15 protein-coding genes and 1 pseudogene are annotated in these 16357 nt (G+C 47.6%); 1 reads left to right on the top strand and 15 read right to left on the bottom strand.

All coding sequences use genetic code 11. The features are described from left to right. Positions 1-17: 17 nt before the first annotated feature. The 8 genes from PPRES148_RS09645 to PPRES148_RS09610 all read right to left on the bottom strand — a co-directional run bounded on the left by PPRES148_RS09645 (position 18) and on the right by PPRES148_RS09610 (position 5216). Positions 18-230, bottom strand: a complete 213-nt coding sequence (locus PPRES148_RS09645; RefSeq protein WP_149454440.1) for a hypothetical protein — start codon at positions 228-230, stop codon at positions 18-20. Between the two features lie 796 nt (positions 231-1026). Next, positions 1027-1374, bottom strand: coding sequence for a hypothetical protein (locus PPRES148_RS09640; protein ID WP_149454439.1), 348 nt, complete (start codon positions 1372-1374; stop codon positions 1027-1029). Between the two features lie 292 nt (positions 1375-1666). Beyond that, the gene (locus PPRES148_RS09635; protein ID WP_223128036.1) at positions 1667-2365 is read right to left on the bottom strand and encodes a Spo0B domain-containing protein; all 699 of its coding nucleotides are present in this window, start codon (positions 2363-2365) and stop codon (positions 1667-1669) included. A 103-nt stretch (positions 2366-2468) separates the two neighbouring features. Continuing rightward, positions 2469-2750, bottom strand: a complete 282-nt coding sequence (gene rpmA, locus PPRES148_RS09630) for a 50S ribosomal protein L27 (protein WP_149454437.1) — start codon at positions 2748-2750, stop codon at positions 2469-2471. Then, complete coding sequence (locus PPRES148_RS09625) at positions 2751-3125, bottom strand: ribosomal-processing cysteine protease Prp (RefSeq protein WP_149454436.1); 375 nt, start codon at positions 3123-3125, stop codon at positions 2751-2753. A gap of 12 nt (positions 3126-3137) precedes the next feature. After that, complete coding sequence (gene rplU / locus PPRES148_RS09620) at positions 3138-3467, bottom strand: 50S ribosomal protein L21 (protein WP_149454484.1); 330 nt, start codon at positions 3465-3467, stop codon at positions 3138-3140. A 5-nt stretch (positions 3468-3472) separates the two neighbouring features. After that, positions 3473-4438, bottom strand: coding sequence for a M50 family metallopeptidase (locus PPRES148_RS09615; RefSeq protein ID WP_149454435.1), 966 nt, complete (start codon positions 4436-4438; stop codon positions 3473-3475). Continuing rightward, positions 4431-5216, bottom strand: coding sequence for a peptidoglycan DD-metalloendopeptidase family protein (locus PPRES148_RS09610; RefSeq protein WP_149454434.1), 786 nt, complete (start codon positions 5214-5216; stop codon positions 4431-4433). Before PPRES148_RS09610 ends, PPRES148_RS09615 begins: the two co-directional genes overlap by 8 nt. Before the next feature lie 180 nt (positions 5217-5396). On the opposite strand from PPRES148_RS09610, the gene PPRES148_RS12450 reads away from it, so the two are divergent. Beyond that, the gene (locus PPRES148_RS12450) at positions 5397-5645 is read left to right on the top strand and encodes a hypothetical protein (protein WP_149454433.1); all 249 of its coding nucleotides are present in this window, start codon (positions 5397-5399) and stop codon (positions 5643-5645) included. 471 nt (positions 5646-6116) lie between these two features. Here PPRES148_RS12450 and PPRES148_RS09600 read toward each other — a convergent pair whose 3' ends face one another. The 7 genes and pseudogenes from PPRES148_RS09600 to PPRES148_RS09570 form a co-directional block, all read right to left on the bottom strand. Beyond that, a complete protein-coding gene (locus tag PPRES148_RS09600) occupies positions 6117-8624 on the bottom strand; it encodes a DNA internalization-related competence protein ComEC/Rec2 (RefSeq protein ID WP_149454432.1) in 2508 nt (835 codons plus the stop codon). 166 nt (positions 8625-8790) lie between these two features. Then, complete coding sequence (gene efp / locus PPRES148_RS09595) at positions 8791-9348, bottom strand: elongation factor P (protein WP_149454431.1); 558 nt, start codon at positions 9346-9348, stop codon at positions 8791-8793. Next, positions 9341-10462 carry a M24 family metallopeptidase gene (locus PPRES148_RS09590; protein WP_149454430.1) on the bottom strand — a complete coding sequence of 374 codons (1122 nt, stop codon included), beginning with the start codon at positions 10460-10462 and terminating at the stop codon, positions 9341-9343. The genes efp and PPRES148_RS09590 overlap by 8 nt, the downstream gene beginning before the upstream one ends. 12 nt (positions 10463-10474) lie before the next feature. Continuing rightward, positions 10475-10915 (bottom strand): type II 3-dehydroquinate dehydratase, encoded by a 441-nt coding sequence (locus PPRES148_RS09585; protein WP_223128035.1) that lies wholly within the window; start codon positions 10913-10915, stop codon positions 10475-10477. A gap of 54 nt (positions 10916-10969) precedes the next feature. Next, complete coding sequence (locus tag PPRES148_RS09580) at positions 10970-11797, bottom strand: hypothetical protein (protein WP_149454429.1); 828 nt, start codon at positions 11795-11797, stop codon at positions 10970-10972. Positions 11798-12219: 422 nt separating this feature from the next. Beyond that, positions 12220-13686, bottom strand: a complete 1467-nt coding sequence (guaB, locus tag PPRES148_RS09575) for an IMP dehydrogenase (RefSeq protein ID WP_149454428.1) — start codon at positions 13684-13686, stop codon at positions 12220-12222. A 482-nt stretch (positions 13687-14168) separates the two neighbouring features. Continuing rightward, a pseudogene (locus PPRES148_RS09570) lies at positions 14169-14813 on the bottom strand (polysaccharide deacetylase family protein); the annotation flags it as partial. Positions 14814-16357: the final 1544 nt, after the last annotated feature.

Below are 16357 nucleotides of genomic sequence, written 5' to 3'. Positions count from 1 at the left end.
GGTTCCACCCCTTATTTTCAACCCACCACATCGTTCTTGTAGCAATATGAAGCAGAATCAATCCCTATTTTCGTAATAGTTAGCCCCCACATCCATAAACTTGTCCCTCCGACTCTAGGACCATCATCTTCTAGTTTCCCCTTGCGTCCCGGTTCATCCAACCGATACCCCAGTAAAGATATAGATGTGGGCCACAACACCCCATGAATGGCAATCATGATCGCGTGCATAGATCCCCCCGGGGGCTATCTGGGAATTTTTTGGGTATTTTTCTGAAGAGAGACTCTCTCTGAACCTGAATTACTACAATATATTTATGGTGTTGGTACCCATAATAGCAACGGAGGCGATTACCATCCCAATCACGGCCTCTTTTGCTCTATGTAATATCTATTAATATAATATCTATTAATAAATTTTAAAATATTTTATAAATAATGTCCTGCCGTTTTTATTCATATAGTTTGTTTCTTTATACATGCAATATGAATTCATATATCAAGAATGTTGCTCCCCCCGGTCCCATGGTGGGCATACGCGAGTATTGGCGACTTTACCAGGGAAGTATCCTGATTTTGGATTGTTATGTTTACCTCAATAAAATATGTGTTTATTTTATTTAAATGAACATTGTTATGAAATATCCACGTCAATAAAACAAAATTTGGGGGTAAAGCGATACTTATAGACATAAATGGAAGGGAGCTCGTTCGCCCCCCCTTCACGTACAGTCCTCACCCATAAAGTTGTTCTCTACTGATTGATGCCCTTTCCATCAGCAGTGCGAGGTGGTTTAGAATCCCCGTTCCTACCAGCCCCGATTCTGGAGAGCCAAACCCCATTCGGGGTTCTCCCCTTCATCGCCCATGCAACTCGCCGAAACATAGTAGAGTCCGATTCCGTTTACGGGAACGAAACCTTGGTGTATTCCTTAACCCTTTACGCTTGGCAAGGCCAGATGTCCGTACGGCAAAATCCCTCCCTTTTCGTGCCATTCTCGTGTTCACCCAACCCGCTTGCTTTTTATTACACCCCCAAAACGCCCGCTAACAGGAACTTAAGACCCCATTTGATACTAACTTTTAAACCTGTAAGATGCCATTCCCCCAATCTCTTTAAGGTACCCCCTATTCCTCCCGATTGGGTAGGAGAGATAATTCCACCAGCTTCCTCAATCCATTTTTTCTCCAAACTATTGCCGCTATCATTCTTCGCAATCTCCTGAACCGCCTCCTTCGAAAAATTCTGTATGTCAACCTCAGCGTTCGCATTCCCTATATCCGGAAACGAAAATACCGCGGAAAACGTAAGAAGGAAAAGAAATGAAAATTTAAATTTTTTAAAAAATTTTTTATAAATGAAAAAATCAACCATTGCAACATCACACCCCCTACTATAAGTCACAAATCAACATAAAAGTATGTTCTTATCAATTGTTCAGATATGTATATAATAACATAAATAACAATTGAAAACAAATAAATACACAATTTTATGAAATATAAAACCAAACCAAAGCTCCCTCGCCCTCACTTACCATAATTCGGAAGGAGAAGCAAAAGCCAGTGGAATATACGAAAAGGGGAAAGGGACAGGGTTCTTGCAATGACGTACAACATTTCACAGGGACTGGCAGAAAATTCATATCGGCATCCGTTTCCCCTCTTCAACCCCTCTCATTCCCCCTTATTTTATCATCTGATGATAGCACTACCGTATCATCGGATAACGGAATAAGAAACCATAATACCCGATCCTTCTCCTCCCACACCAAACTGCCTCGGTAGAATCGCACCATACGCCGCCATCGCACTACACAATCCCTTAGGGCTTGTACATCGTTCATCCCCCGGATGGTGATATGTATGCGTACACACCTGCCCCTTCTCCCCAGTCGCAATACAAGCCACTGGGGAACGATCACCAAGAAATCTGTCCGTAATCCCTCCAATACCTTCCAAACTCGTCGCCCATCCGTGGCTGCAAGCCTTTGCAACCAAGGATCGATGACCAATTGAATGCGGGTAAGGGACAAACCACGCTCCAAATGGAGTAACAATACGGCCAACGGTGGGTAAGAAAATCTCATCAAAACTTGGTCCCGTCGTTCCCTGTCCATCATACTTTTCAAATGACCTACCAATTTATCTCCTTTTCCTAATTGGTGATATCCCAAGAGAACTTGTAAATCATTCAACAGAGCATGATTGCAATGATTGATAAGATTCTGAATAGTTTCCGCCTCACTGACCACTTGTTCCTCCCGCCATCGCTGAAACAAACGCCACACCCCAAGAAAACCCAATGTTACCAACAAAACGATCCCTATCCCTGCTACCCACAACCATGAAACCAACGAACCCAATAGAATCAGACCCCCCAATCCCGCACAAAAACGGTGGTCACCCCAGCAGAAAAAACTGCCATCGGAAACCACCGTGCTTTTACGGGGCTCAAATGCGAACCCCCTATCCAGCCTGGGGCTCAATACAAACACGCCTACGATGCTTTCCATACCGCTCGAAGCGTACCTTACCCGTCACAGATGCATAGAGCGTATCGTCACCACCGCGACCCACATTTTGTCCTGGATGAATCTTCGTACCGCGCTGCCGAACCAAAATCGTACCCGCGTGGACCCACTGACCATCACCACGTTTGCATCCCAGTCGTTTCGCCCTACTATCGCGACCGTTCTTAGTAGATCCAACACCCTTTTTAGAAGCAAAAAACTGCAAATCAATACGCACTCAATCGCACCTCCCCTCTCCCCGATCTAAAGATCGGCTCCCTTCCGTCTTAACCGACACATACTGGGGATGATCAGCGGATATGGCCCGCAAAATAGAAGCCATAACGGCCAACAAAAACTCCATCCTCTCCTGTACCTCAGGAACAACCGAACCCTCCTTGGGCAAACGACAATCCAAATCACCCGGCATGGACTTTCCATGCACTAAGGAACATCCCAGCAGTTCATCAGCCGCATGAACGATACCCAAAACCACAGCCGATACCCCAGCACAAACAGGATCACGACCATAAAGAGCCGCTCCAGCATGACCCCGTAGCCGGATCCTGACCATACGATGGGTATCATCGAAAAAGAGGACAACCCTAATCATACTCGGGGAAACCTAAGTAGCCTTCCCAATCTCAATACGCTCGACCATAAGACGAGTATATCCCTGGCGATGTCCTTGCTTCCGCATGTAGTAATTGGTCTTGGGCTTATGTTTGAACACTACAACCTTCTTACCACGACCATGGTGCACCACCTTCGCAACCACAGACGCACTCTCTACATAAGGAACCCCTACTTGGCATTGTTCTCCCGATGGGGCCAACAACACCACCTGATCCAAACGAACCTCATGATCTACTTCAACCGGCAGCTTCTCGACGTCGATATACCTGCCCTCTTCAACCCTGTACTGCTTGCTACCCGTTTCTACTATAGCATACATACCTCTCAAATGACCTCCTTTTCCCTGTTTCCCTTCACCCCTCGCCGAACAAAGCAAGATCTCCCCTGAGTGTACCATGAGAGGAGCAAATCACGCAAGGGAAAAGCCATACTACGATTTCTGAAGTACCACTTCAGCAAGGAGGCCTCCATGACCGCCAATGTACCATACCTTGTGGAGGGAATAAGAATCATATGATGTCGTTCACGATATAACAGCTGTAATACCTGCTCCACCGTGGCCGATGGATCGGGACATAACGTCACCGGGGTTGCACGGGGAGGGGGACCGTGCACGAAGCGATACAGCAAAAAACGTAATTGACGATAGTATGAGTCGCGTATAGCCCGCCAATTAGCCAACCCCAAGAAAACCGCAATACCCACAAAATGCCAAGCAACCCCCGTTCTCTGTATCGAAAAAGCCAGAACAAGAAGGACAAAAACGCCCAGCATACTAATGCAAAGGGTCCAAATCCAAGCCCGGCGCCAGGGCATGCACAAGCTCAATAGTGCCTGTACAATACGACCACCATCCAACGGATAAACAGGCAAAAGATTGAATGAGGCTAGGAAAATATTACAATAAACAAAATACAAACTGAATCCCCCCGGGTCCCTGTACCCCCAATCCATGGATTCGAGTACCGTCTGTAAACCGAAACCCATAGCTATCAGTAGCAAATGATAAAAGGGACCCGCCAGGGCTACCACGATTTCCTGTTGCCAGTGGGTGTAACCATGATCATCCACCTCAGCAACCCCGCCAAAGGGAAGGAAATGAAGCGCGGTAATCCTCCAACCATAGGACCAAGCCGCCGTAACATGCCCCAATTCGTGAACCACCAACAATACCATTAGGGTTGCTATCTCAAGATGATGACCCGTCCATACAGAAAGAACAATCATCGCCATCAGCAGGGGATGTATAGTAACCCGAATTCCCTGCCAGGGCCAGGGGTACCTAGGCAAGGGAGAACCACCCCGTAGAATCCACTGGGCGACCCTGGTACCATGCCGAAAGTGTCACCAGATGGCCATCCTCACCGCCCTCACCTAGGGACTGCCCTACCCGAACCTTATCCTGCACCCTAACATGTGGGTTTTGTATGCCCTCCAGACAGGTGGCCCAATCATTGGCATGCTGAATCATCATCCGATACCCGACGTGGGGAATCATGACCACCGACAACACTTTACCCGGGCGCGTTACACTAACTTTTTGTCGTGCTGGTAAGTAAACACTAACAAAGGGTCTCCTATTCGCAATCGTCCGAACCCCTGTCCTTGATGAAGCGGGCGTAACAACCGACCTGGGTTCCGCAGACCTACCCGTTATTTCAGAAAAAACAGGTAAAAAGGAGGGTATGGAACCAATATTTTTCTGGTACCATGCCTTTACAGCAATAAAGTTCATATCCTTATGCAAGGAATCAACAAGCCAGGAGGTAACAGGTTGCACTATGGGGGAACGAATGTGGAAGATTCCCAGGGTGAATACCGACAAAACGAGAACCAGTATACTCTGTACACCCAGCCGACGCAACCATCGTCTACCTCCTGCCAGCAGCTGGCTCGGGGGACGGGGTGAACCCCACGGGGTCGAGCGGGATCTAACGTAAGAGAGGGCCCTACCCTTATTCCCATGATTCCTCTTCCATGACACAGGCTGCATACAAAGGCACCCCCCTAGAATCCAATCAAGGTTGTCTTTCATTGGTATGCCTGTTTCCTTCCCATCTAGAACCAAACCAACCCCTACCCCCAATCACAATAAAATATCGGATCAACCTCTTGAGGGGAGCTATCCGCACCCTCTAGGAAGATAAGATGGTGTAGAGGGGGGGAGGAGGGAAAGATCCATTGGTGCTCGGGCGGCAAAACCCCCGATCCATCCCATATACCAAACCTGGGGGAAGGAAAAGAAAGGATGGTGGACCCTTTCCATGAGGGAACCCGCAGGGGATATAAATTCACCAAGCAAATGCGATGCCAAACCTCTGAAGAGGAGGAAAAGGGTCCTTGCATATCATGGGGTGAAGAAGGGTTCGTTCTTTATAAAGAGTCGTTTCCAGGACGCCAAGGTGAAGATAGCGCGATAGGGAAAGGGCAGAGCACGGACAAGGATGGCAAGAGAATTGATTGGCCTACGTGTGTCAAGAAGTTGTACAAGAGATGAAGGTTGTCTGGACCTTCGGAATCAGCTGGTAGGTGGCTGGTTAGGTGGCTGGTTTCCAACCGCCTAGCGCTGCTGGGGTAAAGAGCCCTGGTAGTGAGCGGTCTAGGAAAAGGCAGGGTAATACCCCTGCCCGGTGGAAATCGGAAAGATCCACGGGGGGAAGTCACCGGAACCTCGAAGCGCAACATCCCCACAATCGAAGTAGGACCTAAAGGGTCTGAAGATTGGGCCGGATCTTCGGACCATAAAAACAGACGGAATAACCTCCAGATCATGGGAACGCAATCCATCATCGGCACTATTCTCACCCTCGTTCACAAGAATCCCCCTCCCTACGGATAGGAACTTTTTCCTCCTTTTCGGTCGCCCAACCCCATAGGATCCCTCCAATGTTCTACATATTCCCCTGTTCAAAGTCTACTTTCTTCTGCATCAGTATCAGATGAGGGTGCAACTAAACCATAGGCATACTCATTGGGATTCCTCCCCCACACCATAGGGAAACATAGCAGTGATAGACCAACCAGCAGGACGAATACGAAGGGTAACCGCACCATATTGATCCGTACGCAAAACGATGGTACCCTGCCGAACCAACCGATCCAACACATCCTCGGCGGGATGACCATAGCGGTTGTTCGCCCCAACAGAAATGATCGCATAAACAGGTTTCGTCCTATCCACCCACACCTGCTGGGTAGAGGTCCTACTACCATGGTGGGCTACCTTAAGAACATCGATCGATGAAATATCATCCCCCTCTATACTCAATAGCTCCTGTTCACCCCCACCTTCTATATCCCCAGTGAGGAGAAAACGTCGACCATAGATGTTGAGGGATAGTACCAAACTACTCTCATTAATGGAAGGGGAAATCCACTCTCTATGGGGGTGCAAGACATACCAATGAATCCCAGGCCCTATCATACCTCCCAAACCACGGGAAGCCTCTATGATTTTCGTTCCTTTTCCCCGAAGAAATGCCACCAACTCCCTCTCCTCTACCGAGGGGGGATGGGGATTGCGCAACAGATAACGAATGGGGAGATATTCTGCTATACTCCTTGCCCCCCCTATGTGATCCAAATCTCCATGGGTAAGAATGAGCATATCAATCTGGACAATCCCTCGTTTCCAAAGAAAGGGAAGGATCACCTGCGTACCCGCATCCCATACAGTAGATAACCAGGAAGGGGGAAGGAATTCACCATTGCGATGAAACCTTCCCCCTGTATCTACTAACCATACACGCCCATCGGGCCACTCCAAGACTAGGGCATCTCCTTGCCCCACATCCAATACCGTCATCCTCACTTCAGCGGATGCGAGGGGGAGAAAACGAACCACAGAGAAAAAAACGAATAAACCAAAGGTTAAGGACAAACCCACTACTCTGTGAAAACTACGCACACGTGGCCATCGTAACCAGGACCAGAGGAGATAACAAAGCGTCAAATACCATGGAACCAACAAAAGAGGATGGGAAATGGGTAGAACCATTCGCGTTCCCCGCAAGGTAGAAAGCTCATGAACCCATTTCTGCAACAGGAAAAAATAATGACCCATTGCATATCCCATCCTTATGGCTACAATGGGAAAAAGAAAACTCACAGCAGGCACGATCACCGCAAGGGGAAAAATAAGGATGCCTAGCATAGGAACCAATAAAAGATTAAGGGGTAAACTGAATATAGAAACAACGGGCATGAGGGTCATGAGCAGTGGGAAGGAAACCAATTGAGCGGAACATTGAATGGCCATCACCGTACACCCACACCGGAGGAACCGGGAGAATCGTTCCGCGAGGGCCGGTGCTAGAGTCAACAGGGCCAGGGTAACGCTATAGCTCAGCTGAAAACCTAGATCCAAAGCCAATTGGGGGCGAAGAAGTAAGGCCATTCCCAACATAATGGCCCATGCCTGTCGGGAAAACCTGCCTCCCCTCTGATCCGCTATCAATAGGAGAATAGCCATTCCACCTGCGCGTACGACGGCGGGGCCGACGCCCGATATAAGTACAAAGGTAAGGACAGCAAGGGCGGCAAGGGTCCTATACGCACACCGGGGTAGCCCTATTCCCCTACCCAAAAGGACCATGAAACCCATAACAAACCCTACATGCAAACCAGAAACGGTTAGAATGTGGCCCAAACCCAGCAACGTGTAGGAGAGTTTGGTATCCACATCAAGCAATCCCTTATCCCCCAACATCATGGATAGAACAAAACCCGCCAGAGGGGGAGGGAAACATTGTTGGATGCGGGTTCGCAGAATAAAGCGGAGATGATCCACCCAGACCCAGGGGATCGGGGGTACCCTCGTCCAAGTTATAGGGACATCTCGATCAGGAAAAAGCAACAGATGAACGCGATGACGCCGTAAATAGGAGCGTAGATCTATGGCCCCCGGATTACGGGCTCCGGGGGCCGGACCCCAATGCCCTGTCAACTGTAACTCCGTACCACGGGGCAAAAAAAAATCGTCCCCCACCCCCCCATGGGGAGGGATATACCCCCGTGATAAAGGGGGGCAGGGAAACCCTACACTGGCCCCCGTGGGGACGGAAAGGGGGGACCATGTCCCCTCTTTTCGGACCACCCGATGGGTTATGGTAGCATGTACCCTACTTCTTCCCCTAGTGCACCAAAACGTCTCATCCAACACAATCACCAGTCTACCCCTACCTGTCAGGGGAAGTCCTGGTTGATTGAATACCTCCTCCGATACAATCCACCATCCAGAAAATACGGCTGCCACCCACAAACTGCAAGCCGCCATCCGATACCATGGAAGGGATTTTTTTTTAGAAAAGAAACCTACCATTCCACCACAAATTCCACAGAATAATGGAACGATCCACGCAAAGGAAAAGGGGAGAGATGCAACCCAAAGTACTCCCAACCAGGCGCTTCCAGCCAGGGAAACCGCCCATTGGTCCCGTCGATCAGGTAAGAGAGGGGTATATCCTCTCCCAACCAATATACCACCCTCTATGATCAAAATATTACCTCATCAGAAGCCCTAGCAGGGGAATACTTCTAAACCCCATCCCTCTCTTCCTGCCCGATCGATCCATACCTCCTCAAAAAACAGGGACCCATAGAAATCAATAATGCCATTCTCTCTCCATGGGGAGATATAGCCATCAGGACCGCGATACATAACCCCCACTTCGTGTATCAATCACTAAACGATCCCCTACATTGATGAACATGGGCACTTGCACCATCAAACCAGTTGACAACTTGGCCGGTTTGGATCCCCCAGTGGCCGTATCACCGCGTACCCCGGGATCTGTTTCTATTACCTCCAGGATCACTGAATTGGGCAATTCAATACCTATAATTTTCCCCTTGTAGGAGATCATCTGAACTTCCATTTCCTCTTGCAGGAATTGAAGTTCATATTCCAATTGGGAGGAAGATAATTCCATTTGCTCATAATTTTCCATACTCATAAAGGTATAATTGTCCCCATTTTTATAGAGATACTTCATAGTCACATTTTCCACATGGGCGGGAACCACCTTTTCACCCGCACGAAATGTACGTTCCTGAATGACACCCGTAGAAATATTACGCAATTTGGAACGAACAAAGGCAGCACCCTTACCAGGTTTCACATGCTGAAATTCTAAAACTGTCCATGCCCCCTGCTCCAATTCAATGGTTATACCCGTACGGAAATCATTTACACTAATCAACCGCCTTCTCCCCCACCCTCTTCAATATATCTCGTAGACAAATCATACGAGGAGCATGCGTCAAGAATTGAGCACCCTCTTCTGTAACGAGAACGACATCTTCTATCCGCACCCCACCAACACCGGGGAGATAAATACCCGGCTCCAACGTCACCACCATACCAGGCACCAAACGTGTGTCCCGCTGCCGTTGCGCTAAGTTGGGCAACTCGTGCACACAAAGGCCCACCCCATGCCCAGTAGAATGGATGAACGCTTCCCCATAACCCCTTTCCGATATATAATTCCGTGCGGCTGCATCGATTTCATGGGCCGTTTTTCCTGGTCGAATGGCTTCCATGGCCCGCATCTGTGCAGCAGCTACAATGGAATGTATTTCCCTCTGCTGTTCGTTGGGTTCACCCAACACAAATGTGCGCGTCATGTCCGAACAATACCCGTGATACACGGCACCAAAATCGATAGTCACCATGTCATCCTTGGCTATTTTGGCATCAGTTGCAATCCCATGAGGCAACGCCGAACGCTTACCAGATGCAACGATCGTATCAAAGGCCATTCCCGAGGCCCCCTGATCCTCCACACTCCGCGAAAGAGCCCGTGCTATCGACCGTTCTGTCATCCCAGATCCCAGTTGCCCCACAACCTGCAAAAAAGCACGATCCGCAATCCGGGCTGCTTTACGCAGAAGAATCAGTTCCTGTTCATCCTTAACAATCCGCAATGCCTCCACATAGCCCGCCACCGCACGCCAGGTAGTATCGGGGCAGTCCTTAAGCAAGCGTTGGTGGATAGAAACAGTAACGTGATTTTCCTCAAAAGCCACCGTCCCTACTTCCAACCGTTTGACTTGTGTAATGACAGCAGCTATCCATCCCATATTGCCTTGTAAAACTGGCTTGTAATCGGGTGCCTCGTTCTCAACCTGTACACGATAACGGGCATCCGTAATGACAACAGCTTCTGTTGCTGTAATCAAAACGATACCGTGGGAACCAGTAAAACCCGTCAGGTAACGACGATTGTCAGGCTGGGTTATCAAAATCGCTGGAATATGTTCGCGCCGTAACCGGGCCCGTAATTGTTCCAAACGCCCAACATATGGTCCACTCACACACGATCCCCCTCATTGATCTACAAGCAAACCACGTAGGGTCCACAAAGCAGCTTCATAGCTTAAGCCACCCATGCCCACAATCTGGCCATGGCAAACATCAACAATCACGGAGCGGGACCGAAAGGACTCCCGGGCATACAAGTTGGTCAAATGTACTTCGATAACAGGGATCCGCAAACCCGCCACAGCATCACGGAGAACGTAACTCGTATGGGTATAAGCACCCGGATTGAAAACTACCCCGTGTGCATCCTCCTCCGCCGCATTCAGGGCCTTCATCAGTTCCCCCTCGCCGGAGTGCTGTACACAGGTAACCATCAAACCCCACTCTCTCCCCAGCCGTACTAATCGCTGATCCAGCTCAGCGAGGGTTTGCTCCCCATAAATAGATACCTCCCGTCTGCCGAGACGTTGCAAATTGGGACCATGGATAACACGTATCGCTATCAACAAGATCCCCCCTTCACGCCATTGTACCCTGTAGGAATGTACCCCCTCAAATCCTTACGACGATATGGGACAACGACGCGGGTTCCTCCTTGTATCACGAAGGTAGGCAAGTGCCCAGGACCGAATGATGGGAATATGTTCTGGTAACCAACGAGAAATATAGGAAGTATGTTGATGCAAAACCGAATTCATCAAATTTGGGGAACGATCATCATGGGAAAGGATCCCCAACAGATGGGAAAGTTCATGCTGTAGGGTAAGAACAATACCCTCATCCCCTGTTTGACGACGACCCGTGTAAACAACACTGTAAACAGGGTCCGAAGTATCCGGACGTTTTTCCTTTGTCACCCTATCCATTCGCCATCGCATTCCAGACACACCTAGGGTTCCGTTCATGGAACCACCCTGTTTGGAATGGGAAGGAGTACGCAGGTTGAGAAAATCGTCCCGCACGGTAAAACCAACCACAAAATGCACGGGGGCGGGAGAACGATGAATTTTTTGGGAAAACCAGTTCAGATGATCGAGATAAAGGGAAGAACCCCCATCCAATATGGAACGTGTTTCCCATGGATGGTAACAAATAATTTTTAATTGAATCTGTGTCTTTTTAAACAAACGGACACCTGCACGATGTACCCATCTCTCAATCTTCTGCTTCCATTTCGGATAATACCTACGAAAAGAGGAATCAGCATATATGGAGAGTCGGAGGGCCTGTGCGGAAGGTGATTGTCGTTGCATCAAAAAGGTATCTTCGTACTCTGAGTCCTCCCAATCCGAAGTCAAAACGAAAAAAAAAAACGAACACACAATAATCCCAAACAACCCTGAAATAATCCTCAGAAAAAAAAACAACCCCCGCCACAGAGTCCGCACTCCCTTAATCCCCCTCCCTGTTGCGGTGATCCCCATACCGTCTCACTGGGGACAAACGGAATATGAATCCCAAGGACAAAAAGGACCATACTACCTATAGTACCCCAAAACACCCACGAAAGGGCCCTTTGCCCACGCAAAAACAAATGCGGGGGAATCATTGAACCCAACCCCCTTATGATTGAGGCAACACCCTAGAAACCATAAGGGAAAAAGGAGCGCGAGGATCACGTCCCCCAAGAATATCGGCAATCCCAGGCCTCTATGTGGGACCTATCACAATCTGGCGGCAATGATAAAATAAACCCCTATAACGTAACCCTAGAAAAAATTAGGAAAAAATTTCCGCTGACGGTTTGCCCTTTAGGATCCAATCCCTACAAGAATTATTTACCCTAAAATTTCCTAAAGACAACATGAAATCAAATATTATAATTAGAGGTCTCCTTCGTTATTTGTACGCCATGCGGATGGCTTTCATATAGGGAGGCCGGGGAAATACGGATGAACTTCGTTTGATTCTGCAGCTGTCGTAAGTTACCCACGCCACAATAACCCATACCCGCACGCAACCCACCCATGAGTTGGTGGACTGTATCTGCCAAGGGACCCTTATAGGGAACACGACCCTCAACACCCTCGGGTACTAACTTGGAGGTATCCATCTCACCTGATTGAAAATAACGATCCTTGGAACCCGACCTCATGGCTCCATGAGAACCCATACCACGGTACACTTTGAAACGTCTCCCTTGATAAATTTCCGTATCCCCAGGGGACTCCTCCGTTCCAGCGAAGAGGCTACCGATCATAACAGCATCCGCACCAGCGGCAATGGCTTTTACGATGTCACCCGAATAACGAATTCCACCATCAGCCACAATGCTAACCCCATGTTTACGGGCCTCGGCAGCGCAATCATAGATGGCCGTAATCTGTGGAATACCAATGCCGGCAATAATACGGGTTGTGCAGATGGATCCAGGCCCCATTCCCACCTTAATGATAGTAGCCCCTGCAGTGATGAGATCCCTTGTAGCCTCCGCCGTGGCCACGTTTCCCGCCATGATCGTCACATCTGCGTAACGGCGACGTAATTCCTCCACCAAGGTGAGTACCCCCTGGGAATGTCCATGCGCCGTATCAATGACAATTACGTCCACCTGTGCGGCCAGAAGGGCCTCAACCCGTGGAATCGTGTCCTCCCCTGTACCTACAGCTGCACCCACAAGCAACCGCCCCTGCTTATCCTTGGCTGAGGTTGGAAAACGCATGGCCTTTTCTAGATCCTTGATGGTGATCAACCCGCAAAGGATCCCATCAGAATCCACAAGGGGTAACTTTTCAATCCGGCGTTCCTGCAAAATCCCCTCGGCCCCCTGCAATGTAGTACCTACCGATGCCGTCACCAGATTTTCCTTGGTCATTACCTCCGAAACGGATACATCATAATCCTTGATGAAACGAAGATCTCTGTTCGTAATAATTCCCACCAGTTTTTTATGCCGATCCACGATGGGTACCCCAGATATCTTGTATTTGGACATCAGGGCCTTAGCCTCGTGCACGCGGTGCTCGGGATGCAAATAGAAGGGATTGGAAATAACACCACTCTCAGAACGTTTCACACGATCCACTTCTCCCGCTTGCTCATCTATTCCCATATTACGATGAATGATTCCCAAGCCCCCTTGACGAGCAAGCGCAATTGCTGTAGGCGTCTCCGTTACGGTATCCATACCCGAGCTCAACAGGGGAATATGTAGCTTTTGGCCTGTGGCGATTTCTGTGGTGGTATCTACGTCCTTGGGAAGGTAAGTGGAGCGATTGGGAACTAACAAAACATCATCGAAAGTCAAGCCCTCTTTAGAAAATTTTTCACTCCACATACTATCACACACCTTTTCCTCGGAATACGTGCGAAAAATATACCAGATATGGATACTACAAAGGCCCTGCCAACCGCAGAGCCTTTACGTGAATGCCAAGGGAAATGGACTGTAAAACCTCGAAACCTGGGTACAAAGGGTACCCGATCCTACCATAAAATTTTTTAAATTTTATGTATTTTATACACTATGTGGCGAAGATAACCCCAACCTACCTCTACCCACGGAAAAAACACACCCATGACAGAAAGCCCCCACTAGAACCCGTTCCTCTTTTTTTGCGCCATTATACACCCCCCTCCCCCAAGGATGCAAATGGCCCCCTGGCACGCTAGCAAATGTCGTGAAAAATAGGGGAACGGAGAGACACGAATTAGGATATAAATGCACAGAGATCTCCCCCGCCCCTTACCTTGGTCCCGCGAAGAGAATTCCCGTTGTCCATGGTTCCGAAGGAAGTAAATTCAGATCACACCCCTTATCTAGGAACGTTTGCGAATACCCCCATTCCTCATAATTTCCGATAAGGGAACGATTTCAAAATTATGATCCTTTATCACCTTAATGATCTCAGGCAGGGCCTTTATCGTTTCCTTTGTATTACCAACACCATCGTGCATGATAATAACAGCATCCCCACCCTTATCTAGGGATTTCTTCACCTCTGCAACCATAGTCGCTGCACTATTTTTTTTATCCCAATCCCTGGTTTCGATATTCCAAAGGACCTTTTGCATCCCCGTTTCCCTCTGAATCTCATCCATTTTCTCTGATGAGATAGCTCCATAGGGGGGCCGAAAGAGGTCGACTGATTCCTGTCCGTATGTTCTCTTTATGATCTCCGAAGTAGGTTTAACTTCCCTATTCATCATGGTATTACTATCCATTTTTTTAATATTCTTATGGTCCCAAGTATGATTGCCTACGAGATGCCTGGCCCGGGTCTCATCAATGATATATTGGGCTTTTTGGGCCTCCGCAGTCGTCCTATTTCTTGCCCCTTCCAAATTCTGAACTTTACTACCAAGGACAAAGAAGGTAGCGGGAACATCAGAACGATGAAGGATATCGAGAATCGCAGGGGTGTGATCCAAGGAGGGACCGTCGTCAAAGGTGAGAGCAACCCGCCCCCTGCTGCTATGCCAGGGGGAATGAAGGCCTCCCCTATCCCCGCCGACCCCTTGTCCCAGCCAACCCTTGAATACTAAAATGGAGGTAATCATAATGAGAAGGAGAAATACACACACGGGTACATAGTATCCAATACGAAAATTCCCGAGGGAAATGCCCCCCCCTCTACGGAAACGAGAACGGGAGTAGTATAGAGAATTAAGCAAAGAACCACCCTCCCCATCCCAATTAACTATTGCAATTATGATATACATTCATTCTAACATATCATTCCTCTGCAGAACATTGCAACATAAATCGATGCAGAGGTTGGCTGATGATAGGACGATAGGGAGTAAATTTTATTTAAATATATTTTATGTATTTTTTAATATATAATTATATTTTTATATAATTATGAATTTATATTAAAAAATGTTGCTTCCTCCGGTCCCGTAGTCAGCGTAAACGAGAACCACATAAGGCATAATTTTCAGCTACGGAAGATAGGGAAAATAGGTAAAGAAAATCCCTTCTGAAGATACCCCCCCAAATGATCGCTGCATTCATTATCATAAAATATATGTAATATAATAATATTTATGTTATCAACCTATACATACAATCACTCCTTTGTTCATAAATTTGGGAAACAGTATTGATAAAAACAAGGGAGTCGATGCAAATGTCCTATTCCACAAACTATATTCAATCATTTTTTTCCATATTTTTCACGGTAAATCAGAAGATAGAAAAAAGAGAACAGGTAGGAACAAAGAAACCCAATATTTAAAAACAGCCTTAGGGGGATTATAAAAGTATAAGGGCAAAAAAAGAAAGACGACTGCTTCTGTTGCGAACATTAGCTACTACAATCTACAACCTCCCAAATGAGGAAAAGTCAAGCAGTACTCGTGTTATCGATAATCCTATGTCGGTATTGTGCCACCACGTTGTGGATATTTTAAATTTACAGAAGTTAAAGAAAATTAATAATGATTATAAATAATAGTAAAATGATAAGGGATACTATAGGGATTACTAAAAGGATCATGGTTATGATCTAAAGATATTAGAAAAATACATTGTAAAAGATGGTGGACCACTTCAATAAGGGAACCTGTGAGGGATGTCAGTTGGCCAGGCCAATGCGCTGCCAAACCTATGAGCAGGGAGGTGTTCTTTTACAAAAATCGTTTTCAGGCCGCCAAGATAAAGGGACATGGTAAGACAAGAGTGGTACGGGCCAGGATAGAAAAAGAATCGGCTTACAATGGATCCCAGGTCATTTGGTGCCTCCAAAAAAGGGACAGAGGGGGCAGAGGGGAATACCAAGGATTACATAAAATTTAATATATAAAAATTTATATAAAAAATGAAATTTAAATTTATGTTGGCTTTACTTGGCCCACGTACTCTAGTCCGAGAGTGATAATTTTCAACTACAAATTACCTATACTGACAATCTTCCCAAGGGGTTTTGGTCTATGCCAAGGCCACAGAGAAAACAAACTTAACCGGATACAGGGCCCCGAGCAAAGAAAGCAGGACAGCATCCGGA

The sequence above is a fragment of the Pasteuria penetrans genome, assembly GCF_900538055.1.
Taxonomy (GTDB): domain Bacteria; phylum Bacillota; class Bacilli; order Thermoactinomycetales; family Thermoactinomycetaceae; genus Pasteuria; species Pasteuria penetrans.
The sequence above is the reverse complement of the archived record's forward strand: the minus strand, read 5'-3'. Positions and strand labels throughout refer to the sequence as shown.